Genomic DNA, 25,039 nt, shown 5'->3' with positions numbered 1-25,039 from the left:
CCGCTGTCCGGCCGCTCCCCCTTTCGATTATTTCTTGAACGGTGCGTACCAGGCGGCGAGGCCGGTCGTCAGGTTCTTGCCGACCTCTTCCGGGGTCGCCTTACCGCCGAACAGCTTCTGGATTTCGCCCTGCAGCAGGACGGAACCGGACGGTTCACCGTACCGGAAATGCACCAGCATGATGTAGGGGATGGAGTGCTTGTTGAGTTCGGCGACTTCACCCAGCAGCGGTTCCTTGAAGTTTACGCCCGGCACAGCCGAGATATTGTTCAGGTCGTCGGCGAACATCTGGCCGAACTCCTGGCTGGCGAGGAAGTTGACGAACTTCAGCGCCGCTTCCTTCTTGGTGGTCTTGGCGTTGACCGCATAACCACCATCGAAATATTGGGCGACCAGCTTTTCGTCACCGGCCTTCAGGCCCGGCATCGCAAAGATGCCCATTTTGATCGCGGGGTTCTGCTTCTTGAAGTTCGAAAGCTCGTAGGAGCCACCGACGAACATGCCGGCCATGCCGGATGCGAAGAGCTGCTGCGACGAAGCGTAGTCGAGACCGATAAAGCCGTCAGGGAAATATTTGGTGATTTCCTTGAGCTTGGTCAGCGCCTCGATGTAACGCTTGTCTGTGAAATCGGCTTTGCCGGCCATCAGGTCGTCATAGAAGCCCCGGCCCATCACGGTGGAGGCGATGCCGCCGACCATGACCTCGTTCTGCCAGGCCGTCGCCGTGCCGTTGCCGAACGGCATAATGCCGGCCGCCTTCAGCTTTTCGGAAGCCTTGACGAGTTCGTCAAAGGTTTCCGGCTCCTTCAGACCGTTCTTGTCGAAGATGTCCTTGTTATAGATCACTAGCATCGTCTGGCTGGCGAAGGGCACCGCGTAGGTGATCTTGCTCGAGCGGGCGGTTTCAGCGGCGACGGCGGCCGGTGCGAATTTCTCGAGCGCGGGAACGTTGGTCTTATCGAGCGGCAGCAGATAGCCGGCGTTCGCGACGTTTTCCAGGCCGCCATAGGCACGGGCAAACATCAGGTCCGGTCCCGAACCGCCGGCAAGGGCGGTCGACAGGATGGTGTTGTAGTTCGTCGCTTCGAACGTCTCGAACTTGACGGTGATGCCCGGGTTCTTCGTCTCGAAAGCGGAGATAAATTTCTGGTACTGAGCCTTATCTTCCTGGCGCCAGCTCCAGAAGGTCAATTCCTGCGCCATTGCCGGCAAAGCCGTCGCCAGGGCCCCCAGGGCTATTATCGTGCTGCTAACTAGCTTTTTCATCTGGTTCCATCCTCTTGGTATTTATAGGAGACGAAAAGTGCTCTCAGGCCGCCAACCTCTCCCTCGTTGCGCGGCTGAAATAGTGGATTTGCTCGGAAGCGACCGTGATGACGACCGGCGTGTCCGGAGGCAGGTCGACCGAGGCCAAGGACCGGACGCCGACCAGCGTGCCGTCGCCGAGGCGGACATATACATACGTGTTCTCGCCCAGATATTCGGTGTAGACGACGCTGCCCTTGAAGCCCTCGGTATTCACGTCCGTGGAGATCGTCATCGCATCCGGCCGGACGCCGATGACCAGATCCCGCTCGTCGGAATGGGGGAGGCGGGAGGCGACGACCGCACCTGATCCGGCGAGCGCGAGATGATTGCCGTTTCGCTCGACATCGAGAAGCGACATGCGCGGCGAGCCGATGAAGGTCGCGACGAACGTGTTCGCCGGCCTCTCGTAGAGTTCTCGCGGGCTGCCGAACTGCTCCACGTTGCCATTGTTCATGACGACGATGCGGTCGGCAAGCGTCATGGCTTCGACCTGGTCGTGGGTGACGTAGATGGTGGTGCCGCCGATTTCCCGGTGAAGCCTTGCGATTTCCAGGCGCACGTCGGAACGAAGCGCTGCATCCAGGTTGGAAAGCGGCTCGTCGAGAAGCAGGACTTTAGGCTTTCTGACCAGCGCGCGGCCGATCGCGACGCGCTGGCGCTGGCCGCCGGAAAGCTCTCGCGGCTTGCGCTTCAACAGCGGGTCGAGCCGCAGCATCTTGGAGGCTTCGTCGATGCGCTTTTCGACCTCGTCTTTTTCGAGGCCCATCAGTCGTGCGCCAAAAGCCATGTTCTCGTAGACATCCATATGCGGATAGAGCGCATAGGACTGGAAGACCATGGCGATGCCGCGGCGTGAGGGGGCGACGTCGTTCATCCGGCGGTCGTCGACGTGAAACTCACCCGAGCTGATCGTGTCGAGGCCGGCGATCAATCGCAGCAGCGTGGATTTTCCGCATCCCGACGGGCCGACGAAGACGACGAACTCCCTGTCGGAAATCTCGAGGTCGATCCCGTGCAGCACGTCGACGGATTTGAAGCTTTTCTTGATGCCGCTGAGGGTCATTCGAGCCATGCCGAAACTCCGTACTCGTCAATTCAAAGTCTGCTCGACGGCAAGCGCCGTGAGCAATTTAGCCGTTTCAACCGAATCGCGATGGACGATGCAATGCTGCCATCCGACTTCGCGGGCCGACAGAACATTTTCTTCTATGTCGTCGATGAAGAAGACGTCCTTTTCCGAACATCCCTCCGCCTGCGATACTGCCTCAAAAATCACGCGGTCAGGTTTCTCAAGGCCCATTTCATGGGAAAGGTATTCGCGGTCGAAATAACCGGCGCCCAGAAGGTTCTCGCTGATATGGCGCCAATGGATCGCCTGATTGTTGCTGAGGCAAACGACGCGATGGTTTTCCCGGAGCCTGCGGACAAACTCGATGAACTCATGAAAACCTTCGGCGACATAGGCATGTTCGGCTTCGTAGATGCTTTCGTGCGGCACATCGAATACCCTAGTCAGCGCCTGGACGTAGTCGCTTTCCGTGGACCGCCCGAGGCGGAAATCGCGGAAGATCGCTTCCGGAACGTCGCCGTACCGCAGGGACGGGCCTGCACCGCCGGCCTTCGATACCGCGCGGTCGCGGGAAGCCGGATCGAGCTTCACGAATACTCCGCCAATATCAAAAATGAAGAGTTTTTCGCGTTTCTTCATAAGCCGGTCCCAGCACCACTCCCCATCCCTTAAGTGTTAACAACCTATTAGATAATTCCGTCCTGTCAATTAAGTATGGAATTTTTTATTCGTATCGAATGTTTTCAACAGGCTGGTGCCGCCTTCACTTCATTTCGATGGCGGATCTACTATGGGCATTGGTGCGGGATGTAATGAGCTACAGGCGATAAGGCCTTAGAAATACGCCTGATTTGCGGGTGGGTCGGTCATCTTGCGACGGCAATGCCGCGTAGCGGAATGGAATATAAAATTCTTTATGTTTTTCCTGATAGGAATTTTCCATCGTAATCATTTTGGTCACAAGTACCGCCGATCGAACGATCGGCGGGAAGACCGATATCGTTTGGGTGATCGGCATCATAATTCAAGAATGGCAGGCGGTTGATTGTGTTGGGGAAGCGCGGCCGCTCGGATATTACCGGCAGGACGGTCGTCTATGGTGTTCGTGGCAGACGTCGTGGTTGAGAATGGCCGTAGCCATGCCCGGACCAGTGCAGTCGAGCCGGCAGGGGGGACCGGCTGCTTCTCAAGGTCCGCAGCATCAACGCAGTCGTCCTCTCCCGCGAGCGGGCCGCGGTGGGAGAGGGCGACGGGATATTATCGTGAGATACCCGATCGCCTGTATCTCTTGGACCAGGCGACCGGAGGACGGCTCCGACAGCAGCTTGGTCGGGGCGGTCGTTACGCCGCGACGGGCTGGGCGGGGGCCTTGGCGCCGGTCATGAAGGCGACCGCGTCGGACATCGTGTATTCCTTCGGATCGATCACGGTCAGCCGTCGTCCAAGCCGATGAATATGGATGCGGTCGGCCACTTCGAACACATGCGGCATGTTGTGCGAGATGAGCACGATCGGGATGCCGCGCGAGCGCACGTCGAGGATGAGCTCCAGAACTTTCCGGCTTTCCTTGACGCCGAGTGCGGCGGTTGGTTCATCGAGAATGATGACCTTGGAGCCAAACGCTGCGGCACGTGCCACGGCGACGCCCTGGCGCTGGCCGCCCGAAAGGGTCTCGACGGCCTGGTTGATGTTCTGGATCGTCATCAGCCCGAGTTCCGTGAGCTTGTCTCGCGCCTGCTTTTCCATCGTCGGCCGGTCGAGCATGCGGAACCACTGTCCGAGCACGCCTCGCTTGCGGATTTCGCGACCGAGAAACATGTTGTCGGCGATCGACAGGGCGGGGGAGAGCGCGAGGTTCTGGTAGACGGTTTCGATGCCCGCGTCGCGGGCTTCCAGCGGCGACTTGAAATGCACCGGCCGGCCTTCGAGCGTGATTTCGCCCTCGTCGGGCCGTACCGCGCCGGAGATCGCCTTGATCAGCGAGGACTTGCCGGCGCCGTTGTCGCCGATGACGGCGAGGATCTCGCCGGGGTAGAGATCGAAGTCAGCGTTGTCGAGAGCAGTGACGCGTCCGTAACGCTTGACCAGGCCGCGGGCTGTGAGAATGGGTTCGACGCTCATGATTACACCGAGACCTTTCTGATCCACTGATCGATTGCGACGGCGGCGATGATGAGCCAGCCGGTCAGCATGACTTTCCATTGGGGATCGGCGCCGAGCATGTTGAGACCCATCGACATGACGCCGACGAGCATGGCGCCGAACAGCGTGCCGAGGATGGAACCGCGGCCGCCGAACAGCGAGATTCCGCCGATCACCGTCGCGGTGATCGCTTGAAGGTTGAAGTCGGTCACTGCCGAGGAAGGCGAGATCGAGCCGTTGCGGCCGATCGATACCCAGGCGGCGAAGGCGGCGATGACCCCCGCGATCGTATAGACGCTGAGCAGAACCTTGCGGGTCTGGATGCCCGAGAGTTTTGCAGCTTCCGGGTCGTCACCGACGGCGTAGACATGCCTTCCCCAGGCCGTATGGTTGAGGATGTACCAGAGCACCGCCACGAGCAGGACCATGGCGATGACGCCAAGCGTCAGGATGGCGCTGCCGATCCTGAAATTGAGCGCGAAGAGATGGAGGAGCGGGGCCTTTTCGTCCACGTCGGTGTCGCGGATCGTCTCGTTGGCGGAATAGATGAAATTCGTCGCCATGATGATGTTCCAGGAGCCGAGCGTCACGATGAACGGCGGCAGCCGCATGACCGCAACGAGGAACCCGTTGAAAAAGCCGCAGGCGCCGCCGGTGATCAAACCGACGAGGATCGCGATGCCGGTGGGCATGCCATAGGTCACGGCGAAATTGCCCATGATGACAGCCGATATCACCATCACCACCCCGATCGAGAGATCGATACCGGCGGTGAGGATGATCAGCGTCTGGGCAGCGCCGAGAATGCCGACCACCGCGATCTGCTGGAGGATCAGCGTCAGCGTGTAGGACGAGAAGAACCGCCCGCCGATGGCGACGCCGAAGATGATGATGGACAGGATCAGCACGATCAGCGGCACGGCAGCGGGTGTCGAGTGCAGAAAATGCTGCGCGCGTTTTAAGAGAGAGACGTCCTGGCTCTCGAACGAGGCAACGCTCTTGTCGCTGCCGTCGAGAACACGCTCGAATTCCTGGGTTTCGCTCATGGTTTCCTCCTCCGCGCGCCGAATGCGCAGGAACCGTCCGTTGAGTTTGACCGGTCTTCGCCGGTTGCTTCCCAGCGGCGTATCACTGGTCGAAAATGGCCGGGGATATCAACCCCGGCCGGGATGGGGCTAAATGGTGAGGATCAACCCCAGCACTTGGCCGTACCTTCCTTGACGTCGATCGACTTGACGCCGGGGACCGGCTTGTCGGTGACGAGCGCAACGCCGGTGTCGAAGAAGGACTTGCCTTCGGTCGGCTTCGGCTTTTCCTTGGTGTCGGCGAACTTCTTGATCGCCTCGATGCCGAGCGATGCCATCAGCAGCGGATATTGCTGCGAGGTGGCGCCGATCACGCCTTCCTTGACCGACTTGACGCCCGGGCAACCGCCGTCCACCGAGACGATCAACACGTTCTTTTCCATGCCGACGGCCTTCAGGGCCTGATAGGCGCCGACGGCGGAGGGCTCGTTGATCGTGTGGATGACGTTGATGCCGGAATTCTTCTGGAGAAGGTTTTCCATGGCCTTGCGGCCGCCTTCCTCGTTGCCGTTGGTCACGTCGTGGCCGACGATGCGCTTGTCGGTTTCGTCGCCGATCTTGTCCGGGTTCTTGGGATCGATGCCAAAGCCGATCATGAAGCCCTGGTCGCGCAGCACGTCGACCGTCGGCTGATCCGGGGTCAGGTCAAGGAAGCCGACCTTGGCATCCTTGGCCTTGTCGCCCATGGTTTCCTTTGCCCACTGGCCGATCAGCTTGCCGGCGAGAAGGTTGTCGGTCGCGAACGTGGCATCGGCGGCACTGATCGGATCGAGCGGGGTATCGAGCGCGATGACCAGAACGCCGGCGTCGCGGGCCTTCTTGACGGTCGGCACGATGCCCTTGGTGTCGGATGCGGTGATCAGAATGCCCTTGGCGCCGTCGGCGACGCAGCTTTCGATAGCGGCAACCTGGCTTTCGCTGTCACCGTCGATCTTGCCGGCATAGGATTTCAGCGTCACGCCGAGTTCCTTGGCCTTGGCCGTCGCACCTTCCTTCATCTTGACGAAGAAGGGGTTGGTGTCGGTCTTGGTGATCAGGCAGGCGGATACGCCTGCGGCCTCCGCAGGAGCGGAAAACGCAACGCCCAGGACAAGGGCGCCGAATGCGGCGGACAATACGGATTTCTTCATGGTCTCCTCCCAGAGTTAAGACTTGTCCGCCATGCGGACCAACGTTCGGACACCGGTGCCACCGAGTTCGACAGGCGTCTCCTCCAAGCCGTCCTGTGCCCTTACACCCTAATTAAGAACGAGTTGAAATAGCCTGTCAATAATTAATTCCGATTGAATTATTTATTTCTCGTGCCATAGTTTGCCGAAGTGGAGGTTCAGAATCTGGCGATCTGTGTGCGGCGTACCTTGGGGTTTAACTCGGGATATCAAGGGGATACCCTTCATTTCCGAATGAGGTGCTTCCGTCGATTCCACGCTTCTGGGAGGAAGAGCCATGTCAGTTTCAGATAGCGTGGCGCAAGGCCATGCGCTGCTGGGCAATTTCACCGGCGGCTCAAATCAGGTGCGGGTGAGGGCTTATAACGAGCGGCTCGTGCTTTCGCTGGTGCGGCTGAACGGCTCCATGTCGAAGGCGGACATCACCCGGCGCAGCGGGCTTTCGGCCCAGACCGTCTCGGTCATCATGCGGGCGCTCGAAAAGGACGGCCTTCTGTTGCGCGGTGAACCGGTGCGTGGCCGGGTGGGGCAGCCTTCGGTGCCGATGCGCCTCAATCCGGATGCGGTCTATTCGTTCGGCGTGAAGATCGGCCGGCGTAGCGCCGACTTGGTGCTGATGGATTTCGTCGGCCGCATTCGGCTGCAATATCACGAATCCTACGCCTATCCGCTTCCCGGAAAGATCATCGAGATCATCACATCCGGCATTGCGCGGCTCGAAGGCCAGCTGAACGAGGTGCAGCGCGGCCGCATCGCCGGGATCGGCATCGCTGCGCCATTCGAACTCTGGAACTGGGCCGAGGAGGTGGGCGCGCCGCAAGGGGCGATGGAGGTCTGGCGCGGGTTCGATCTGCAGGCGGAAATCGCAGCCAAGGTCCCGCACGCGGTCTACCTGCAGAACGACGCGACAAGCGCCTGCGGTGCAGAACTGGTGTTCGGCGTTGGCCCCTCCTATCCGGATTTCGTATATTTCTTCATCGGATCGTTCATCGGCGGCGGGATCGTTCTGAATTCTGCGATCTTTTCCGGACGGACCGGGACCGCGGGCGCTGTCGGGCCGCTTCCCGTGCGAAGCGGCGATGGCGAGACACGCCAGTTGCTCGACATCGCCTCGATCTTCGTTCTGGAGAACCTCTTGAAGGAGCGGAACGTCGATCCACAGCCGCTCTGGTATTCCGCCGACGACTGGATCGATTTCGGAGAGCCGCTCGATCTGTGGATCCGGCAAACCGCGGATGCGCTTGCCCAGGCGATCGTCGCGGCAGCCTCGATCATCGATTTCGGCGCGGCCGTGATCGACGGCGGTTTTCCGGCCTGGGTCAGGCAGCGGATCGTCGCCTCCACCATCGAAGCGGTGACGCGGCTCGACCTTCAGGGCGTCATCATTCCCGATATCATCGAGGGAATGGTCGGCTCCCAGGCGCGGGCGATCGGCGGGGCCAGCCTGCCGATCTTTGCCAAGTACCTGTCCGACCAGAACGTGCTTTTCAAAGACCTGCGCGAAACGGCGGCAGGTTCATAAGCGGTTGGATATCGGCCAGGCGTCGCCTCAGCGGCCCTTGGCCTGACGCCAGCGGGCGAAGTCGGCTTTGCTCTCTTCCTTCGTCGCCGGGTAGAGGCCGATGATCGAGCGGCCGTTCAGGACTTCCTCGGTCACGAAATCCTCAAACGCAGTCATTTCGATCACCTCATCGGCGATTTCGTCGGCGATATGCGCCGGGATGATGACCACTCCCTCGTTGTCGCCGACCACCACGTCGCCCGGCCAGACGGCGACGTCGCCGCAGCCGATGGGCACGTTGATGTCGAGTGCCTGGTGTAGAGTGAGATTGGTCGGGGCGGAGGGGCGGTTGTGGTAGGCACGGATGCCGAGTTCGGCGATCTCCGGACTATCGCGAAAACCGCCATCGGTGACGACGCCGGCGACACCGCGCACCATCAGGCGCGATACGAGGATAGAGCCGGCGGAGGCCGCGCGGGGATCCTTGCGGCTGTCCATGACCATGACATGGCCGGGTGGGCACTGCTCGACGGCGGCGCGCTGCGGATGCTCCGGGTTCTGAAACACAGAGAGCGGGTTCAGGTCTTCGCGCGCCGGGATGTAGCGCAACGTGAAGGCCTGGCCGACCATGTTTTTAGGCTTTTGGGAAAGCGGCCGGACATCCTGGATGAACTGGTTGCGCAGGCCACGCTTGAAGAGCGCAGTGCAGATCGTCGCGCAGCTGACGCCCTCGTATTTCTGGCGTGTGGCGTCGGAAAGAACGTAGTCGGTCATGGTGCTCCACTCAAAGAAATGTCGGGTCAGAAGATCTCGGGCTCGCCGGCGGTGGCGCCGAATTCCCGTTCGAGGAAGTCGAAATCGCAGCCTTCGTTGGCCTGCTTGATGTGCTTGGTAAACATCCAGCCGTAGCCGCGTCCGTACTTGTCGGCAGGCGCCACCCATTCGGCGCGGCGCCTGGCGAGCGTGGCTTCGTCCACCAGCATGTCGATCGAGCGGTTCGGCAGGTCGACGCGGATGATGTCGCCGGTGCGCACCAGCGACAGCGGGCCGCCGATATGGGCTTCAGGCGCCACGTGCAGGATACAGGCGCCGTAGCTCGTGCCGGACATGCGGGCATCGGAAATGCGCAGCATGTCGCGAAAACCTTGTTTCAGGATCTTCTTCGGGATCGGCAGCATGCCCCATTCCGGCATGCCGGGACCGCCTTTGGGGCCGGCGTTGCGCAGAATGAGCACGTGGTCGGCGGTGACGTCGAGGTCCTCGCGGTCGATCATCGCCTTCATTTCCGGATAACTGTCGAAGACGAGGGCGGGGCCTTCGTGGACCCGCAGCCGCGGCTCGCAGGCGGAAGGCTTCATGACGCAGCCGTCCGGCGCGAGGTTGCCCTTGAGGACCGCCAGCGAACCCTCATGATAGATCGGGTTCGACAAGGGGCGGATGACGTCGCTGTTGTAGACTTCGGCGCCTTTCAGCGTCTCGCCAAGCGGGAAACCGCTGACGGTCATGGCGTCGAGCTTCAGGAGATCCTTGATCTCCGACATCAGGGCGCGCAGGCCCCCGGCGTAATAGAAGTCTTCCATCAGATATTTGTCGCCGGATGGACGGATGTTGGCGACAACAGGCGTCGTGCGTCCCGCCTTGTCGAGGTCGTCCAGCGTCAGCGGCACACCGGCGCGGCGGGCTATCGACAGCAGATGCACGACCGCGTTGGTGGAACAGCCGGTCGCCATGGCGACAGTCGTCGCATTGTGGACAGCATCCGGGGTGATGATCTTGTCAGGCGTCAACTCGTCCCAGACCATTTCGACGATCCGCCGGCCGCAGCGCGTGCTCATCCGTATGTGGTTGACGTCGGCTGCGGGAATGGAACTGGCACCGGGGAGGGTGAGGCCGAGCGCTTCGGCGATGGCGGTCATGGTGCTTGCGGTGCCGAAAGTCATGCAATGGCCGTAGGAGCGGGCAATGCCTTCCTCGACGCCGGTCCATTGTTCTTCGGAAATCGTGCCGGCGCGGCGCTCGTCCCAGTATTTCCAGGCATCCGAGCCGGAGCCCAGCCATTCGCCCTTGTAGTTGCCGCGCAGCATCGGGCCGGCGGGCAGGAAGATCATCGGGAAACCGGCGCTGATGGCGCCCATGACGAGGGCAGGCGTGGTCTTGTCGCAGCCACCCATCAGCACTGCCCCGTCGACCGGGTGGGCGCGCAAGAGTTCCTCGGCCTCCATGGCGAGGAAGTTGCGATAGAGCATCGATGTCGGTTTCAGCGCGCTTTCGGATAGCGACTGGACCGGCAGTTCGACCGGGAAGCCACCGGCCTGAAGCACGCCGCGCTTCACGTGTTCGACGCGATCCTTAAAATGGGCGTGGCAGGCGTTGAGGTCGGACCAGGTATTGAGGATGGCGATGATCGGCCTCTTGCCCCAATCCTTCTCGTCATAACCCATCTGCATCATGCGGGAGCGGTGTCCCGACGAACGGAGATCATCCGGCGCGAACCAACGGGCGCTACGGAGATCGGCTGCTTCCTTAGTCATGCTTGCTCTTCCAGAAATCCTGCCATCGTTCCGGGATCGATTCTATTGCGATCCCAGGGACGGAGCTCCTCCCGCCCGACGCCAACTTAAACACGCTCGTTTTAAATTGATATATCAAATTTCAGCTGCTAGATCGGCGAAAGGAATTAAGGTGGAGGACGCGGATGGGAAGCGACAACGCGCTTCTGCCAGTGGCGCCGGTTTTTCTGAAAAGCCTGCGCGACCACGTTTACGGGCTGGTACGCGATGCCATTCTTTCCGGCCGGCTGAAGAGCGGCGAGAAGCTGAACGAGCGTCACCTCGCCGGCCAGCTCGGCATAAGCACGACACCGCTGAAGGAGGCTTTGCGCGTGCTTGAGGCCGAAGGGCTGGTACGGTCGGAGCCTCGCCGCGGGATTTATGTCACCTTCAATGCCGGCCAAGCGGAAGAGATGATGCTGGGGCGTGCAGCACTCGAGAGCATGATTGCTCGCCAGGCCGCCAAGCGGGTGAAGGATGAGGACGTGGCCCTGATGCGCGAGCTCATCGTCGAGATGCGGGCCGGCCTCAAGACGGTGGACGTGTTGCAGCTCATCGCCCTCAACGAGCGCTTCCACAACGTCATCCATGAAGCATCCGGCTGCGGCTATCTGCGTCGCCTGCAGGGCGGCCAGAGCATCTACACCCACGCAGCCCGTCTCAGCGTGCTGTCGGAGGAGCGGGAGCGCTTTCTGGCGGTGGAGGAGCATGAGGCCATTGCCAATGCGATCGCCGACCGCGATCCCGACCTCGCCGAGCGCCTGATGCGAGATCACGTCATTCGCTCGGGGGAGAAACATCTGATCCGCGTGTCTCAGGCGTGAAGTCAGCGGCGGCCAATCTTATGAACTAGGTCGATCGGCGTGTAAAAATGCACCGCACAAAATATTGCACGGCGCGCCCTTCCAGAACTCGCACATTCCGTAAGTCGCCCTACATAAGGTTGGCTTTTATGTGTTCCAAGCCAAGTCAAACGAGGTGGTGACTGGCGATCCGGAGGGAAATTCTGTCATGTCTTTGAAAAAGAAGCTTTTAGGCATTGCTTTCGCGCTTGGCGTTTCGGCCACCATGGCGAATGCCCAGGTCGTCGTCAGTTCCAAGATCGATACCGAAGGCGGCGTGCTGGGCAATATCATCCTTGCCATGCTGAAGGCGAACAACATCCAGGCCACCGACCGCATCCAGCTCGGAGCGACGCCGGTCGTGCGCAAGGCGATCACCGCCGGCGAAATCGACATCTATCCGGAATATACCGGCAACGGCGCCTTCTTCTTCGAGAAGGGCGACGATCCGGCCTGGAAGGACCCGAAAAAGGCCTATGAAGCGGTCAAGAAGCTCGATTACGACGCCAACAAGATCGTCTGGCTGACGCCGTCTTCGGCCAACAACACCTGGGCGATCGCGGTGCGCAAGGACGTTGCCGATGCCAACAAGCTGAAGACGCTGACCGACTTCGGCAAATATGTCGCCGGCGGCGGCAAGATCGTGCTGGCGGCCTCCTCCGAATTCGTCAATTCGGCCGCCGCCTTGCCGGCCTTCCAGACCACCTACGGCTTCAAGCTGAAGCCCGACCAGCTGATCACGCTCTCGGGCGGCGATACGGCGGCAACCATCGGTGCGGCCGCCAATCAGACCAACAATGCCAATGCCGCCATGGTCTACGGTACCGATGGCGGTATCGCGCCCTCCGGGCTCGTTGTTCTCGAAGACGACAAGGGCGTCCAGCCGGTCTACCAGCCGACTCCGATCATCCGCGAAGAGGTGCTCAAGAAGAACCCGACCATCGAGGCGGTGCTGAAGCCGGTCTTCGCCAAGCTCGATCTCGTCACGCTGCAGGACCTCAACGGTCGCGTGCAGGTGGGTGGCGAACCGGCCAAGGCGGTTGCCGAGGATTTTCTCAAGAAAAACGGCTTCCTGAAGTAATTCCTTTTTGGACCCGTTTCGTGTCAACATGGGCCGGGCGCTCCAGCGTCCGGCTTTTTCATCGGTCGCAGGTTGCTTATAGGCAGGGACGGTTTGAGAGTTCAGTTCGATAAGCTCGGCGTCGTCATCACCCTTCTCGCCGCCTACGGCGCGCTCTGGGCGTCGTTTGCGACGCTCAAGCCCAATCGGATCGTACAGGGCCAAGCGGAGGCGATGCTTCAGTCACTGCCGGCTTGGGCGGGCTGGGGCCTTGTCGTGGTTCTGGTTCTTGCAACCGCCGCTGCGCTCTTTCGCACTTCCCCTTGGATAAAGCTGCTTGCAGCCGTCGCGGCGCTCGCGGCGCTGACACTTTCGATCGGCTACGCCGCGACATTCCTGACGCCGGCCGGCAATACCTATGCCCGCGTCTCGCCCGCCTCGGGCTTCTGGATACTGCTGTTCGCCTTTGCGCTTCTGGCTGCCGATGCGATCACGCGGCTCGATCCGCCGCCGGCGGTGCGGGTGCTGTTTCTGGTCCTGGCCGCGGCGGCGATTGGCACGCTGCTGATGTCGGGAAGCTGGAACGGGCTGTCGATCATGAAGGAATATTCCGGCCGCGCCGACGTCTTCTGGGTCGAGGCGGGCAAGCATGTGGAACTGGCGCTCGGCTCGCTGTTTGCCGCAGTCTTGGTCGGGCTGCCACTCGGCATCCTCTGTCATCGGGTGGCGCCGCTGAGGGATGGCGTACTCAACACGCTGAACCTCGTTCAGACCATCCCGTCGATCGCGCTTTTCGGCCTGTTGATCGCGCCGCTCGGCTGGATCGCCGCCAATGTGCCGGGGGCTGCGGCGATCGGCATCCGCGGCATCGGGGGAGCGCCGGCCTTTGTCGCGCTGTTTCTCTATTCGCTCCTGCCGGTCGTCGCCAACACCGTTGTCGGGCTTGCGGGCGTGCCGCGCGCGGCAAACGACGCTGCCCGCGGCATCGGCATGACCGGCCGGCAGCGGCTATTCAAGATCGAGTTCCCGCTGGCGCTGCCGGTGATCCTGACCGCGATCCGCATCGTGCTCGTCCAGAATATCGGCATGGCGACGATTGCCGCGCTGATCGGCGGCGGCGGTTTCGGCGTCTTCGTCTTCCAGGGCATCGGCCAGACGGCGATGGACCTTGTGCTGCTCGGCGCCGTGCCGACTGTGGCGCTCGCCTTTGCTTCGGCCGTCGTCCTCGACGCGCTGATCGAGATGAACTCCCGCGTCCCCAACGGAGCCAGATCCGCATGATCGAGATCGACGCCATCACCAAGCGCTATGACGGTATCGCCGTCGTCGACAATGTCTCGATGGTGATCGAGCCCCGCACCGTCACGGTCGTCGTCGGCACGTCCGGCTCCGGAAAGACGACGTTGATCCGGATGATCAATCGGCTGGTGGAGGCGACCGAAGGATCCATCCGGCTTGACGGGGAGGACAACCGGTCCATCCCGGGCTACGAGTTGCGTCGCCGGATCGGCTACGCCATCCAGGGCCATGGGCTTTTCCCGCACCGGACGGTGGCGCAAAACATTGCGACCGTGCCCGGCCTGCTCGGCTGGACGAAGGCTCGCATCGACGCCAAGGTCGAGGAATTGCTGACGCTCTTCCAGCTCGAGCCGAAGACGTTCGGGCCACGTTATCCGCACGAACTCTCCGGCGGCCAGCAGCAGCGCGTCGGGGTGGCACGGGCGTTAGCCGCCGAACCGAACGTGCTGTTGATGGACGAGCCCTTCGGGGCGCTCGATCCGATCATCCGGGCCAAGGCGCAGGAGGATCTCCTGGCGATCCAGAGATATTTCGGCACGACGATCGTGCTCGTCACCCATGACATGAACGAGGCTTTCCATCTCGCTGACAAGATTGCCGTGATGGACAAGGGCAGGGTGGTGCAATACGGGCCGCCTGCCGAACTCGTCCGTGCTCCGGCCACGCCCTTCGTCGAGACGCTGATTGGCGACGCGGAACGGCCGTTCCGGCTGCTTTCGATTGCAAAGGCTGGCGCTGCGGCAGAGCCGGGCGAGGCGGAAGGCGAGCCGATCCGCGAGGACAGGAGCCAGCAGGAGGCGCTTGCCGACCTGATCTGGAGCGGCCGCGATGCGCTTCCGGTCATCTCCAAGAGCGGCGCTCCGATGGGGCGGGTGACGCTTGACGCGATCCTCAAGCGCGCCGCGAGGCCACGATGAGGGCTTGGGTGCCGACCATCCTGCGCAGCCTTCTGCTTCTCGTGCTGATCGCCTTCCTGGTATCGCCGGGCAGTTTCGAGCCGCTGCTGAAACCGCTCGTGCAGCCGAACGCCCCGGCGATCTACAATCAGGGCAGTCTGCTCAGCCTGACGCTGCTGCATTTGCGGACGGTCTTGATCGCGACATTGGCTGCGACGATCATCGCCGTGCTGCTGGCGATCCTCGTCACCCGGCCTTTCGGGGCGGAGTTCTTGGCGCTTTCCCGCAGCCTCGTCAATATCGGCCAGACGTTTCCGCCGGTTGCGGTTCTGGCGCTTGCCGTCCCGGCTGTCGGCTTCGGCGAGAAGCCGACGCTGATCGCGCTGTTTCTCTATGGGCTTCTGCCGATCTTTGAAAATACGCTGACCGCGCTCACCAATCTGCCGCGATCGGTGATGGAGGCGGCGCGTGGTTCCGGCATGACCCCTTTCCAGCGGCTCATTCAGGTCGAATTGCCACTGTCCTTGCCGGTGGTTGTCGCCGGCATCAGGCTTTCGGTGGTGATCAGTCTCGCGACAGCGACGATCGGTTCGACGGTCGCGGCAAAGACGCTCGGCGAAGTGATCATCGCCGGACTGCAATCCAACAACCTCGCCTTCGTGCTGCAGGGCGGGCTGATCGTCGGGGCGCTGGCCGTGGTGATCTATGATGGGCTCTCGGCGATCGAGGCCATGATCGCCCGCCGGACGGGTACCGCCTAGCCGTGGCTGGAATCGGTCGGCACGACCGGTTCGACATCCTGTTTCAGGCTGCCGCGATGGAAGATGAACAGTCCGGCGATGACGATGATGCCGGCGCCTGTCAACGTCTGGACATCCGGGAAATCGCCGAAGAAAATCCAGCCGAGCACGATCGCCCAGAGCAGCAGCGTATATTGCAGCGGCGCCAGAACCGAGGCCGGCGCCAGTTTCAGCGAGCGGGTGATCAGCAGATGCGCGCCGCAGGAGACGATGCCGAGCAGCAGAAGGGCAAGCAGCTCCCCGGTATTGAACGGGCTCCAGTTGCCCACGGTTAGAAACGCACCGGCCACGAGGCAGGCTAGCGTCTGCCAGGTAACAAGCGTCGCATCCGGGGTCGAGCGCAGCGTGCGGTTCAGCACCAGCGTCAGCGCGAAGGAAAGACTGCCGATCAGCCCGAAGATCGAGGGCAATGACAGCATTTCCGAGGAGGGACGAAGGGCGATCACCACACCGATGAAGCCGATCAGGACGGCGAGCCAGCGCCGCCACCCGATGCGCTCGCCGAGCAGGAAATGCGACAGGGCCGCCACATAGATCGGCCCGGCCATGTAGAAGGTCATCACGTCGGCGAGCGGCAGGTAGGCGACGGCTGCATAAAAAAGCCCGGTGTCTGCGGTCGCCAGAACGATGCGCAGCACATGCAGCGGCGGCTTCTCGACCCTGTAGAGTGCCGAAATCGGTTGGCGAGCGAGCATCGGGCCGAGAACGAAAAATGCGCCGACCGACCGGATCAGCAGAACCTGTCCAACCGAAAAGCTCGCCACCAGCCATTTGCCCATGGCATCGTTGAGGGCGAACATGAAATCGCCGAGCAGCATCAGCAGTATGCCTGCCAGTACCGCATTGCCCGCTATCGCCGAGGCCGCTCTCTTGTTCATGCTGCGCGAGCGCTCCCGACTCTGATCCTGCAATTTCGAAAGCCGGGACTTACCCGGCGAGCCTGCCACCTTGCAAGGGCCTTGGTGCACCGGTGGTTGTGGGAAAACTGATCGGCAGGCCGCGCAACACGCGAACCGCCAGAAACGCGAAGCACTCGGCCTCGACCGCGTCGCCCCGCCAGCCGAGCGTATCGGCGGAAACGGCCTTCACGCCGGCACGGCTTTCGAGCATCGACATGATCGTCGGGTTGTGACGGCCGCCGCCGCTGACGATCAGCCGTTTCGGCCGGTGCGGCAGCAGGTCGAGCGCCTTGCCGACCGCAGATGCGGTGAAGGCCGAAAGGGTTGCTGCGCCGGTGGCGTCGTCGAGACCGTCCGCCATGGCGGCGGTGAAATCGAAACGATCGAGCGATTTCGGGTAGGGCGCCGTGAGATAGGGATGATCGAGAAGCTTTGCGAGGCGGTCCTCGTCGACCTTGCCGGAGGCGCCGAGCGCGCCGTTGCGGTCCATCTCGCCGAGGCCCCGTGCCTTGATAAAATCGTTGAGCGGTGCATTGGCCGGGCCGGTGTCGAAGGCGATCATCAGATCCTGGCCGTCCCACCAGGTGACGTTGGCGACACCGCCGAGATTGAGCACCGCCGTATCGCCGCTCGTATCGACACCGCGCAGCAGAGCCGAATGATAGGCAGCGGCAAGCGGTGCGCCCTGGCCGCCGGCCCGCACGTCCGCCGAGCGGAAGTCGTAGGCGACCTTGGTGCCGAGGATCGAGGCCATCAGCTCGCCATCGCCAAGCTGGCGGGTGTCGCCGAGCCTGTCTTTGGTGGGTGCCCGGTGCAGCACACTCTGGCCGTGAAAACCGACGATGCCGATATCGGCCATGGTCAAGCCAGTGCTCTCGACCAGTTCCCTGACGGCGTAGGACTGCGCCTTTGTCAGCGCCTGTTCGGCCTCGCGGAAGATTGCCGGATCGGGTCCTTCGAAATTCCAGACGCGGGCCTGAGCGAGCGCTTCCTCCAGGAGAGTCCGGATTTCCGGCGGGTAGGGGGCGAGAGTATAGGCGCCAAACGTGTCGATCGTCTCGCCGTCCGTCTTCAGGAGCGCCACGTCGATATTGCCGTCGAGGACGGTTCCGGTCATCAGGCCGACAGCCCAGATTGGCTCCATGATCAGCTCCTCAGGTTTGGTTCACGAGATTGCAGACTGCCTGCCTGAGCGGCAGGATGCCGCTGTCGAAATGGCGGGTCGGGTGGATGCGGTTGGTGAGCAGGGTCACGGCACGGCCCTTGTCGAAATCGATCAGCAGGCTTGTGCCGGTAAAGCCCGTATGGCCGATCGTTCCGGGGCTGCACAGACTTCCACCCCACCAATCGGCATAGGGATGTTCCCAGCCATGGGTCCGCCTGTTCGAGAGTGGTGCGCGCATCAGCGCGATCGCATTGCTGGACGCTCCGGTGCCGTCGAGCAGGCTTTCGGCGAAGTCCAGAACCGACATCACCGTGCCGAACAGGCCCGCATGGCCGGAACCCTGCAGCGCCGCGCAATTTTCGTCGTGCGCTTCGCCCGACAGGATCCGCTGCCGCCAGGCGCAGTCTTCGGTGGCGGCGGAATTTTCCGGATCGGCAGACCAGGAGAAGCCCGGGCCGGGATCGAGGTCGCGGATCGTCTTCTTCGCCAGCCGTTCGAGCGCGAAACCGAGCAGAATGAAGTTGATATCGGAATAGACCGGCGGACCGGCTTTCCATTCCCGCTGCAGGATGAAGGCGCGCAGCAGGTCCGGATCGCGGCCATAGGTGTAGATCGGCTCGACACCCGGAAACGGCGTCTGGTGGCCGAGGCACTGTCGGAAGGTGATCTTCCGCTCCCAGGCCTCAGCATTGTATTGGCGAAGGTCCGGCAGCAGGGTGATGAGCGGCGCGTCGAGATCGATCGTGCCCTCGTCGGCGAGCTTCAGGATGCGGTTCGTGGTGAAGATCACCTTGGTGAGCGAAGCGAGATCGAACCACGTGTCCAAGGTCATCGGACGTTCAATCGGAACGACCTGCGCCGAGCCGATGGCGTGGGTCATGCGCCCGTGTTTCAGGTCGACGATGCCGAGCACTCCGCCCGGAATACGCTTGTCGGCGACGGATTTTTCGAGCGGGGCGAAGGCGCGCTCGAAGACGGCGGCGAGTTCGGGACTGGCGGAAGCTTTGTCTTTCATATCGTTACATCCTCAGGCTTCCGCCCGCGCCCGGTGATCCGGTCCATAGGCCTGCCACTCGGCGGGTGGCGGCTCAAAACCCGGTGGCCGAACCAGCGACGGGACCTGGCGCGTATCGAGTTCGAAATGCTGGTTGCGGCGCTCGATGCTCGGTACGGCGGAAATCAGCCGCTTGGTATAGGAATGCCGCGGGTTGGACAGGACCGACGCGGCATTGCCGATCTCGACGATCTGGCCCGCATAAAGCACTGCGATGCGGTGGGCAATGCGCTCGACGACCGCCATGTCGTGCGACACGAAAAGATAGGCGAGCCCATATTCGTGCTGCAGGTCGACCAGCAGTTCCAGCACCTTGGCCTGAACCGAAACGTCTAGCGCCGAAACCGCCTCGTCGAGCACGACGATCGATGGATTGAGCATCAGCGCGCGGGCGATGCAGAGGCGCTGGCGCTGGCCGCCGGAGAATTCGTGCGGGTATCGCAGGAGGCTGTTTTCGGGCAGGCCGACGCGCTTGAGCAGCGCGACCATTTTCGCCCGCGTTTCCGCATCGATCCGGCCGCCGGCGGCGATCACGGGTTCAGCGAGGATGCTGTCGATCCGCAGCCGCGGGTTGAGCGAAGCGTAGGGGTTCTGGAAGACCATCTGCACGGAGGGATCGCTGCCGTCGACGATCGTCCCGTTATTGGCGGAAAAGCTGCCGCGGGTCGGCTTGACGAGCCCCAGGATGGCGCGGGCCGTGGTCGACTTGCCGGAACCGCTTTCGCCGACGATCGCCAGTGTCTCGCCCGGCATCAGGTCGAAGCCGACATTCTCGACCGCATGGACAGAGCCCGGCGAACGGCTGAGAATGCTACCTGCCACCTTGAAGCGCACCGTCAGGCCATCGACCTTCAGCGCGGGCACGATCGCCTCGGATTCTTGGCGGCTGAAATCGGAACGGGCGGCGCGGCCGGATTCGAAATGCGGCACGGCGCTGAGCAGATGCTGGGTATAGGGATGTTTCGGCTGGTCGAGGACGTCGCCGAGCGGTCCCTGCTCGACCGCTTCGCCGGCCTGCATGACCATGACCTTGTCGGCAATGCCGGCGACGAGGCCGATGTCATGGGTGATGAAGATCATCCCCATGTCGGTCTCGCGCTTCAGCTTGCCGAGCAGCGCCATGATCTGGGCCTGGACGGTCACGTCGAGCGCGGTCGTCGGCTCGTCGGCAATCAGCAGGCGCGGATTGCAGGCGAGCGCCATGGCGATCATGACGCGCTGGAGCATGCCGCCGGAAAGCTGGTTCGGCGTGTATTTGAGGCGCCGCGCCGCATCGGGAATGCGCACCCGGTCGAGTGCGTCCTTGGCCGCAGCCGTCGCCTGACGCCCCGTTAGCCCGCGATGCAGCCGAAACGATTCCTCGATCTGGCGACCGATCGTCAGCACAGGGTTCAGCGAGGTCATCGGCTCCTGGAAGATCATGCCGATCTCGGAACCTCGGATTTTTTCGAGCACCGGCTCTTCAGCCTTGGTGATGTCGAGCACGCTGCCATCGGCCCGTTTCAGGGTGATCGAACCGCCGATGATCCGGCCGCCGCCGAAATCGACGAGACGGTTGATGGAGAGCGCCGTGACCGATTTGCCGGAGCCGCTTTCGCCAACGATCGCCAGCGTCTCGCCGGCGTCGAGGTCGAAGCTGACGCCCTTGACGATCTCGTTCTGCTTCGGATCACGCCCGAAGCCCACACGCAGACCGGATACCGAGAGAAGCGATGTCATGGCGCGGACCTCCGCGTCTTGGGGTCGAGGATGTCGCGCAAGGCGTCACCGAGCAGGTTGAAGCCGAGAATGCTGATCATGATGGCGACCGCCGGGAAGATCAGCAGCCAGGGTGCGTTTTCCATCAGGTTGCGGCTGTCGGCAAGCATCAGGCCCAGCGAGGAGGCCGGCGGCTGGGTGCCGAGGCCGAGGAAGCTCAAGCCTGCCTCGGTCAGCAGCGACCAGGCGAGCGCCAGCGTCACCTGAACGGTCAGTGGTGCCACCAGGTTGAGGAGCAGATGCCGGGTCAGGATATAGCGTCGGCTCGAACCGAAGGTGCGGGCAGCGTCGACGAATTCGCGAGCCTTGATCGAGAGCGCCGGGCCGCGCACCACGCGGGTAAAGATCGGCGTGTAGACGATGGCGATCGCAGCCACGCTCGTCCAGGTGCCGGGGCCGACAACGGCGATGATCAGGAGCGCGAGCAGAATGGCCGGGAAAGCGAGCAGCACGTCCATGATGCGCATGACGAGGCCATCCCAGGCCTTGCCGAACCAGGCGGCGGTGAGGCCGAGCACGGTGCCGGCGAGCGTCGCCAGCGCCACCGAGCAGAAGGCGACGAGGAAGGACTGGCCGATGCCGTTCATCAGCCGGCTGGCAACGTCTCGACCGAATAGGTCGGTGCCCATCCAGTAGGCCGCGTTCGGCGCATGCAGGCGGTCGATGCGGAACTGCTGCAGCGGATTGTGAGGCGTGATGCCGGACATGCCGAGTAGCGCGACGACGACATAGATCACGACGATCGTGCCGCCGATCCTGCCGCTGGAATGGCTGAAAATTGCACGCAGCATCGACATCAGTTGCCCTCACCGAGCCGGATGCGCGGATCGAGCGTCACATAGGCGAGGTCGACGAGCAGGTTGACCACCATGAAGTTGAAGGCAATGAACAGCACGCAGCCCTGCACCAGCGCATAATCGCGCTGCAGGATTGCTTCGAGCACCAGTCGGCCGAGACCGGGCAGGGCGTAGATCTGTTCGACCAGCACGGCGCCGCCGAGCAGATAGCCGAATTCGACGCCGCTCAAGGTGACCACCGGGATCAGTGCGTTCGGCAAGGCATGGCGCCAGATGACGCTGCGTTTCGGCACGCCCTTGGAGCGGGCGGTGCGGACATAGTCGTCGCTGAGCACGTCGAGCATCGCGGAGCGCGAGATGCGGGTGACGGAGGCGGCGAAGGCGAAACCGAGCGTGATCGCCGGCAGGATCATCTGGCCGAGATTGCGGAATGGATCGGTCAGGAACGGCGTGAACTCACCCATGGCCGGCAGGATGCCGAAACCGGCCGACAACGCATAGATGATCAGCAGGCCGACGACGAAATTGGGTGTCGACTGGCCGATCATCGCGAAGATGCGTACCGCCAAATCGGACATTCTTTCGTTGCGGGTGGCGGCGAACACGCCGGCCGGCAGACCGACCAGAAGTGCCACGCACATCGACATCAATGCCAGCTGCAGCGTCAGCGGAAAACGTTCGAGGATGATGGTGAGCGCCGGCTTGCCGTGGATCACGGAAATGCCGAGATCGCCCTGGAGGACCCCGAGAAGCCAGCTCCAGTATTGCACCAGGATCGGCTTGTCGATGCCGAAATAGGCCGAGAGCGCCGCCCTCTGCGCCGGCGTCAGCAGGCCGGCTTCGGTGCCGAGCATCGCGGTGATTGCGTCACCCGGCACCAATCGAATTGCGACGAACACGAGGATGGAGACCCCGAGCATCACGAGCGGAAACGTCAACAGCCGTCGCGCCAGGTAACTCATTCGCCTACCAACCTCGTATCCGTCATGCTTTCGCGATTACTGCAACGTGACCTTGCTCAGGCCGAACAGCGAGCCTTCCGGCGTCGGCACGAAGCCCTGAACGTTCTTCTGCTGTGCCGTGTAGCTGTAGGACGTGTAGAGCCAGGCCCAGGGGGCGACTTCGACGAGGTGCTTTTCGAAGTCGGCGAAGATGACCTTGCGCTTGGCAGGGTCGGTCTCGACGCGACCCTTCTGCATCAGGCTGTCGAGCGTGTCGTCGATGTAGTTGGTGACCTTCTGCAGGTTGCCGGTCTTGGTCCAGTAACGGTTGTACATGGAATAAGGATCGGCACGGCCACCGTTCAGCGCCACCGCCATGTCGAAGTCGCCCTTCAGCCAGGCATCGACATAGACGTTGAGCTCCATCATCTTGATGTTGAGCTTGACGCCGATTTCGGCGAGCTGGGACTGGAGGACCTGCGCTTCGGCGGCCGCGGTCGCGGGTTCGCCATTGGCGGCGATCACGGTCGCGGTAAAGCCGTTCGCAAAACCCGCGTCAGCCATCAGCTTCTTCGCCTTGGCGATATCCTGCTTGTAGCAGAACAGCGTGCTGGCATCGGACGTGTAGCCGGGCATGGTCAGCGGGCCGGTGACCTTGCCTTCGCCGACCGAAGCCGTGTCGAGCACGTCCTTGCGGTCGATGGCGCAGGAGATTGCCTGGCGCACGGCGAGCACGTCCATCGGCTTGCGGGACGGGTTCATCTGCAGGACGTGGTAGGCGAGAACCGGCGTGCGGTTGAGCACAAGGCTTGGTTCCTTGGGCACGAGGGTTGCGACCAGCGGATCGTTGATCAGCGCGAAATCGACCTGCTTGGTGCGAAGCGCGGCAAGGATAGCCGTTTCGTCGGGCAGGACGCTGATGTCGATGCCGTCGATCGCGACCTTGCCGCCGGCCCAGTCCTTGTTGGCGGAGAGCGTTTCCTTGGAATTAGGCTCCCACTTGTCGAGCTTGAACGGGCCGGAGCCGAGCGCCTTGGTGCCGATGGTGCCGGCAGCGATTTCAGCGGCTGGTACGATGGCGGCGTTGATGCTCGCAATGGCGGTCAGGAGCGGCACGTCCGGCTGCGACAGCTTGAAGACGACGGTCGTCTGGTCCGGGGTCTCGATCGAGGCGATCGACAGGAAGTTGGCGCGCGCGGCGGCGGCAGTCTTTTCGTCGAGCAGGCGCTCGAACGAGGCCTTCACGTCGGCGGCGGTCACCGGCTTGCCGTCCTGGAATTTTGCGTTCGGATTAAGCTTGAAGGTCAGTTGCTTGGCGTCGGCTGCAAATTCCCAGGAGGCTGCGACGGCCGGGACGATCTGCAGGTCCTTGTTGAGGCGGACGAGCGGCTCGTAGATCAGTTCCAGCAGGCGGATCGAGGAAAATGCAGTCTGCTTGTGCGGATCAAGGCCGGTTGCATCCTGCTTCCAGGCCATTTTCAGCGACGCGGCCGATGCCGGCGAGGCGATCGCGGTGGCGCCGATGGTGACGGCCAGCGCAAGGCCGGACAGCAGTTTAGTCGAAAGATGTCTTCCCATTTTTATTCTCCCTCTTTTGATATCTGTTCGTCGTCTCGACCCAGCCACGTTCGAGCAGCGGCCGTCATTCAGCAGCTTTACGCTGTCTTCCCATCAATTGCCTTGCGGAGGAAGCCTCCGGCATCGTCGAGCGCCACGCGCGCCGTATCGACATCCATTCCCGTCAGCGCGATCAGGATCGCCAGTTTGACGTCGTTGCCGGTGAGGTCAAGCACGCGGCGCGCCTCTTCCGTCGTGCAGCCGGTCGCCTGCATCACGATGCGGGCGGCGCGGGCGACGAGCTTCTGGTTGCTGGCATGCAGGTCGACCATCAGGTTCTGATAGCTCTTGCCGATGCGGATCATGCTCGCCGTGGTCAGCATGTTGAGCACGAGCTTCTGGGCCGTGCCGGATTTCAGCCGCGTCGAGCCGGTGAGGATTTCCGGGCCGACCACCGGCGAGATGGCAATATCGGCAATGTCTGCGATGACGGCGTCGGGATTGCAGGAGAGGGCGACCGTCTTCGCGCCAAGCCCTTTGGCATAGTTCAGGGCGCCGATGACGTAAGGGGTGCGGCCGCTAACGGCGATGCCGACAACGACGTCGTCTGCGGTCAGCCCGATGGCGACAAGATCCTGCTGGCCCTGTTCCGGGCTGTCCTCGGCGCCTTCGACGGCGTGCTGCAGGGCGTGGCTGCCGCCGGCGATCAGGCCGACGACCATGCCTTCCGGGACGCTGAACGTCGGGGGGCATTCGGAAGCATCGAGCACGCCGAGGCGGCCGCTGGTGCCGGCACCGATATAGACCAGCCGGGCTCCCTTCTGGAAAGCGCGAACGATTTCTTCCACGGCCTCGGCGATCTGCGGGATCACCTTCTCGACGGCTGCGGGAACGCCCTGATCTTCCTCGTTTATTTCACGCAGGACATCGACTGTCGGCAGCAGATCGATATCCATGGAGCGGGGATTGCGGTCTTCCGAAACCAGTCTTTCCAGTTCGGATATCAGCCGTTCGTCGCTCATGACCCTGCCTTCGAGATCGGAGTGCGGTGCAGCGCTTCGCAGGATCGGCGTCATACGATGTTGCTCCTCACCCTTTGTTACTCTTTCTCAAAGGATTAGGATCATCCATTCCATGAGTCAATTGAA

Annotated in this window: 22 protein-coding genes; 6 read left to right on the top strand and 16 right to left on the bottom strand. The window is 62.4% G+C overall.

The genetic code is table 11. The features are described 5' to 3' along the window. Window positions 1-27: 27 nt before the first annotated feature. The 6 genes from C5J22_RS12335 to C5J22_RS12310 form a co-directional block, all read right to left on the bottom strand. On the bottom strand, window positions 28-1,266 hold the full coding sequence (locus C5J22_RS12335; RefSeq protein WP_105400612.1) for an extracellular solute-binding protein: 1,239 nt from the start codon (window positions 1,264-1,266) through the stop codon (window positions 28-30). Between the two features lie 43 nt (window positions 1,267-1,309). After that, on the bottom strand, window positions 1,310-2,380 hold the full coding sequence (locus C5J22_RS12330) for an ABC transporter ATP-binding protein (RefSeq protein ID WP_105438440.1): 1,071 nt from the start codon (window positions 2,378-2,380) through the stop codon (window positions 1,310-1,312). A gap of 18 nt (window positions 2,381-2,398) precedes the next feature. Further along, the gene (locus C5J22_RS12325; RefSeq protein WP_105438439.1) at window positions 2,399-3,016 is read right to left on the bottom strand and encodes an HAD family hydrolase; all 618 of its coding nucleotides are present in this window, start codon (window positions 3,014-3,016) and stop codon (window positions 2,399-2,401) included. Window positions 3,017-3,718: 702 nt separating this feature from the next. After that, a complete protein-coding gene (locus C5J22_RS12320) occupies window positions 3,719-4,498 on the bottom strand; it encodes an ATP-binding cassette domain-containing protein (RefSeq protein WP_046633225.1) in 780 nt (259 codons plus the stop codon). A 2-nt stretch (window positions 4,499-4,500) separates the two neighbouring features. After that, window positions 4,501-5,565, bottom strand: coding sequence for an ABC transporter permease (locus C5J22_RS12315; protein WP_046668591.1), 1,065 nt, complete (start codon window positions 5,563-5,565; stop codon window positions 4,501-4,503). A gap of 143 nt (window positions 5,566-5,708) precedes the next feature. Next, a complete protein-coding gene (locus C5J22_RS12310; RefSeq protein ID WP_046603982.1) occupies window positions 5,709-6,734 on the bottom strand; it encodes a sugar ABC transporter substrate-binding protein in 1,026 nt (341 codons plus the stop codon). Between the two features lie 316 nt (window positions 6,735-7,050). On the opposite strand from C5J22_RS12310, the gene C5J22_RS12305 reads away from it, so the two are divergent. After that, window positions 7,051-8,295, top strand: coding sequence for an ROK family transcriptional regulator (locus C5J22_RS12305; RefSeq protein WP_105438438.1), 1,245 nt, complete (start codon window positions 7,051-7,053; stop codon window positions 8,293-8,295). A gap of 27 nt (window positions 8,296-8,322) precedes the next feature. Here the strand turns inward: C5J22_RS12305 and C5J22_RS12300 are convergent, their stop codons facing one another. Together C5J22_RS12300 and araD are read right to left on the bottom strand one after the other, a co-directional pair. Beyond that, window positions 8,323-9,048 (bottom strand): ribonuclease activity regulator RraA, encoded by a 726-nt coding sequence (locus tag C5J22_RS12300; RefSeq protein WP_105400616.1) that lies wholly within the window; start codon window positions 9,046-9,048, stop codon window positions 8,323-8,325. Between the two features lie 26 nt (window positions 9,049-9,074). After that, window positions 9,075-10,805 (bottom strand): L-arabinonate dehydratase, encoded by a 1,731-nt coding sequence (araD, locus tag C5J22_RS12295; RefSeq protein ID WP_105438437.1) that lies wholly within the window; start codon window positions 10,803-10,805, stop codon window positions 9,075-9,077. A 164-nt stretch (window positions 10,806-10,969) separates the two neighbouring features. Between araD and C5J22_RS12290 the strand changes: the two genes are divergently transcribed. From C5J22_RS12290 to C5J22_RS12270, 5 genes are all read left to right on the top strand, one after another. Continuing rightward, on the top strand, window positions 10,970-11,647 hold the full coding sequence (locus C5J22_RS12290) for a GntR family transcriptional regulator (protein ID WP_105438436.1): 678 nt from the start codon (window positions 10,970-10,972) through the stop codon (window positions 11,645-11,647). A 187-nt stretch (window positions 11,648-11,834) separates the two neighbouring features. Then, the gene (locus C5J22_RS12285) at window positions 11,835-12,746 is read left to right on the top strand and encodes an ABC transporter substrate-binding protein (RefSeq protein WP_105438435.1); all 912 of its coding nucleotides are present in this window, start codon (window positions 11,835-11,837) and stop codon (window positions 12,744-12,746) included. 93 nt (window positions 12,747-12,839) lie between these two features. Beyond that, window positions 12,840-14,006, top strand: coding sequence for an ABC transporter permease (locus C5J22_RS12280; protein ID WP_105438434.1), 1,167 nt, complete (start codon window positions 12,840-12,842; stop codon window positions 14,004-14,006). Further along, window positions 14,003-14,941 carry an ABC transporter ATP-binding protein gene (locus tag C5J22_RS12275; RefSeq protein ID WP_105438433.1) on the top strand — a complete coding sequence of 313 codons (939 nt, stop codon included), beginning with the start codon at window positions 14,003-14,005 and terminating at the stop codon, window positions 14,939-14,941. The genes C5J22_RS12280 and C5J22_RS12275 overlap by 4 nt, the downstream gene beginning before the upstream one ends. Then, window positions 14,938-15,681: an ABC transporter permease gene (locus C5J22_RS12270; protein ID WP_105438432.1), complete on the top strand. Its 744-nt coding sequence runs from the start codon at window positions 14,938-14,940 to the stop codon at window positions 15,679-15,681. The genes C5J22_RS12275 and C5J22_RS12270 overlap by 4 nt, the downstream gene beginning before the upstream one ends. Here the strand turns inward: C5J22_RS12270 and C5J22_RS12265 are convergent. The 8 genes from C5J22_RS12265 to murQ form a co-directional block, all read right to left on the bottom strand. Beyond that, the gene (locus tag C5J22_RS12265) at window positions 15,678-16,598 is read right to left on the bottom strand and encodes a DMT family transporter (protein ID WP_105438431.1); all 921 of its coding nucleotides are present in this window, start codon (window positions 16,596-16,598) and stop codon (window positions 15,678-15,680) included. The genes C5J22_RS12270 and C5J22_RS12265 overlap by 4 nt on opposite strands. Window positions 16,599-16,647: 49 nt before the next feature. Continuing rightward, window positions 16,648-17,763 carry an anhydro-N-acetylmuramic acid kinase gene (locus C5J22_RS12260; RefSeq protein ID WP_105438430.1) on the bottom strand — a complete coding sequence of 372 codons (1,116 nt, stop codon included), beginning with the start codon at window positions 17,761-17,763 and terminating at the stop codon, window positions 16,648-16,650. Between the two features lie 10 nt (window positions 17,764-17,773). Beyond that, complete coding sequence (locus tag C5J22_RS12255; RefSeq protein WP_105438429.1) at window positions 17,774-18,799, bottom strand: serine hydrolase; 1,026 nt, start codon at window positions 18,797-18,799, stop codon at window positions 17,774-17,776. A gap of 12 nt (window positions 18,800-18,811) precedes the next feature. Then, complete coding sequence (locus tag C5J22_RS12250) at window positions 18,812-20,557, bottom strand: ABC transporter ATP-binding protein (RefSeq protein ID WP_105438428.1); 1,746 nt, start codon at window positions 20,555-20,557, stop codon at window positions 18,812-18,814. After that, window positions 20,554-21,393, bottom strand: a complete 840-nt coding sequence (locus C5J22_RS12245) for an ABC transporter permease (RefSeq protein ID WP_205837049.1) — start codon at window positions 21,391-21,393, stop codon at window positions 20,554-20,556. The genes C5J22_RS12250 and C5J22_RS12245 overlap by 4 nt, the downstream gene beginning before the upstream one ends. After that, window positions 21,393-22,355 (bottom strand): ABC transporter permease, encoded by a 963-nt coding sequence (locus C5J22_RS12240; RefSeq protein ID WP_046668605.1) that lies wholly within the window; start codon window positions 22,353-22,355, stop codon window positions 21,393-21,395. Before C5J22_RS12240 ends, C5J22_RS12245 begins: the two co-directional genes overlap by 1 nt. A gap of 36 nt (window positions 22,356-22,391) precedes the next feature. Continuing rightward, the gene (locus C5J22_RS12235; protein WP_105438427.1) at window positions 22,392-23,912 is read right to left on the bottom strand and encodes an ABC transporter substrate-binding protein; all 1,521 of its coding nucleotides are present in this window, start codon (window positions 23,910-23,912) and stop codon (window positions 22,392-22,394) included. 77 nt (window positions 23,913-23,989) lie between these two features. Next, entirely contained in the window at window positions 23,990-24,913 is a 924-nt protein-coding gene (gene murQ, locus C5J22_RS12230) for an N-acetylmuramic acid 6-phosphate etherase (RefSeq protein ID WP_105438531.1), read from the bottom strand. Window positions 24,914-25,039: the final 126 nt, after the last annotated feature.

This window comes from Neorhizobium sp. T25_13 (assembly GCF_002968675.1).
GTDB classification, from domain to species: domain Bacteria; phylum Pseudomonadota; class Alphaproteobacteria; order Rhizobiales; family Rhizobiaceae; genus Neorhizobium; species Neorhizobium tomejilense.
Note: the sequence above shows the minus strand (reverse complement) of the source record. Positions and strands in the feature narration are given on the sequence as shown.

What these genes read in the sequence shown, in the direction of transcription:
- C5J22_RS12335 (WP_105400612.1), bottom strand. Translation starts at nt 1,266, where the DNA reads ATGAAAAAGCTAGTTAGCAGCACGATAATAGCCCTGGGGGCCCTGGCG.
- C5J22_RS12330 (WP_105438440.1), bottom strand. Translation starts at nt 2,380, where the DNA reads ATGGCTCGAATGACCCTCAGCGGCATCAAGAAAAGCTTCAAATCCGTC.
- C5J22_RS12325 (WP_105438439.1), bottom strand. Translation starts at nt 3,016, where the DNA reads ATGAAGAAACGCGAAAAACTCTTCATTTTTGATATTGGCGGAGTATTC.
- C5J22_RS12320 (WP_046633225.1), bottom strand. Translation starts at nt 4,498, where the DNA reads ATGAGCGTCGAACCCATTCTCACAGCCCGCGGCCTGGTCAAGCGTTAC.
- C5J22_RS12315 (WP_046668591.1), bottom strand. Translation starts at nt 5,565, where the DNA reads ATGAGCGAAACCCAGGAATTCGAGCGTGTTCTCGACGGCAGCGACAAG.
- C5J22_RS12310 (WP_046603982.1), bottom strand. Translation starts at nt 6,734, where the DNA reads ATGAAGAAATCCGTATTGTCCGCCGCATTCGGCGCCCTTGTCCTGGGC.
- C5J22_RS12305 (WP_105438438.1), top strand. Translation starts at nt 7,051, where the DNA reads ATGTCAGTTTCAGATAGCGTGGCGCAAGGCCATGCGCTGCTGGGCAAT.
- C5J22_RS12300 (WP_105400616.1), bottom strand. Translation starts at nt 9,048, where the DNA reads ATGACCGACTACGTTCTTTCCGACGCCACACGCCAGAAATACGAGGGC.
- araD (WP_105438437.1), bottom strand. Translation starts at nt 10,805, where the DNA reads ATGACTAAGGAAGCAGCCGATCTCCGTAGCGCCCGTTGGTTCGCGCCG.
- C5J22_RS12290 (WP_105438436.1), top strand. Translation starts at nt 10,970, where the DNA reads ATGGGAAGCGACAACGCGCTTCTGCCAGTGGCGCCGGTTTTTCTGAAA.
- C5J22_RS12285 (WP_105438435.1), top strand. Translation starts at nt 11,835, where the DNA reads ATGTCTTTGAAAAAGAAGCTTTTAGGCATTGCTTTCGCGCTTGGCGTT.
- C5J22_RS12275 (WP_105438433.1), top strand. Translation starts at nt 14,003, where the DNA reads ATGATCGAGATCGACGCCATCACCAAGCGCTATGACGGTATCGCCGTC.
- C5J22_RS12270 (WP_105438432.1), top strand. Translation starts at nt 14,938, where the DNA reads ATGAGGGCTTGGGTGCCGACCATCCTGCGCAGCCTTCTGCTTCTCGTG.
- C5J22_RS12265 (WP_105438431.1), bottom strand. Translation starts at nt 16,598, where the DNA reads ATGAACAAGAGAGCGGCCTCGGCGATAGCGGGCAATGCGGTACTGGCA.
- C5J22_RS12260 (WP_105438430.1), bottom strand. Translation starts at nt 17,763, where the DNA reads ATGGAGCCAATCTGGGCTGTCGGCCTGATGACCGGAACCGTCCTCGAC.
- C5J22_RS12255 (WP_105438429.1), bottom strand. Translation starts at nt 18,799, where the DNA reads ATGAAAGACAAAGCTTCCGCCAGTCCCGAACTCGCCGCCGTCTTCGAG.
- C5J22_RS12250 (WP_105438428.1), bottom strand. Translation starts at nt 20,557, where the DNA reads ATGACATCGCTTCTCTCGGTATCCGGTCTGCGTGTGGGCTTCGGGCGT.
- C5J22_RS12245 (WP_205837049.1), bottom strand. Translation starts at nt 21,393, where the DNA reads ATGTCGATGCTGCGTGCAATTTTCAGCCATTCCAGCGGCAGGATCGGC.
- C5J22_RS12240 (WP_046668605.1), bottom strand. Translation starts at nt 22,355, where the DNA reads ATGAGTTACCTGGCGCGACGGCTGTTGACGTTTCCGCTCGTGATGCTC.
- C5J22_RS12235 (WP_105438427.1), bottom strand. Translation starts at nt 23,912, where the DNA reads ATGGGAAGACATCTTTCGACTAAACTGCTGTCCGGCCTTGCGCTGGCC.
- murQ (WP_105438531.1), bottom strand. Translation starts at nt 24,913, where the DNA reads ATGAGCGACGAACGGCTGATATCCGAACTGGAAAGACTGGTTTCGGAA.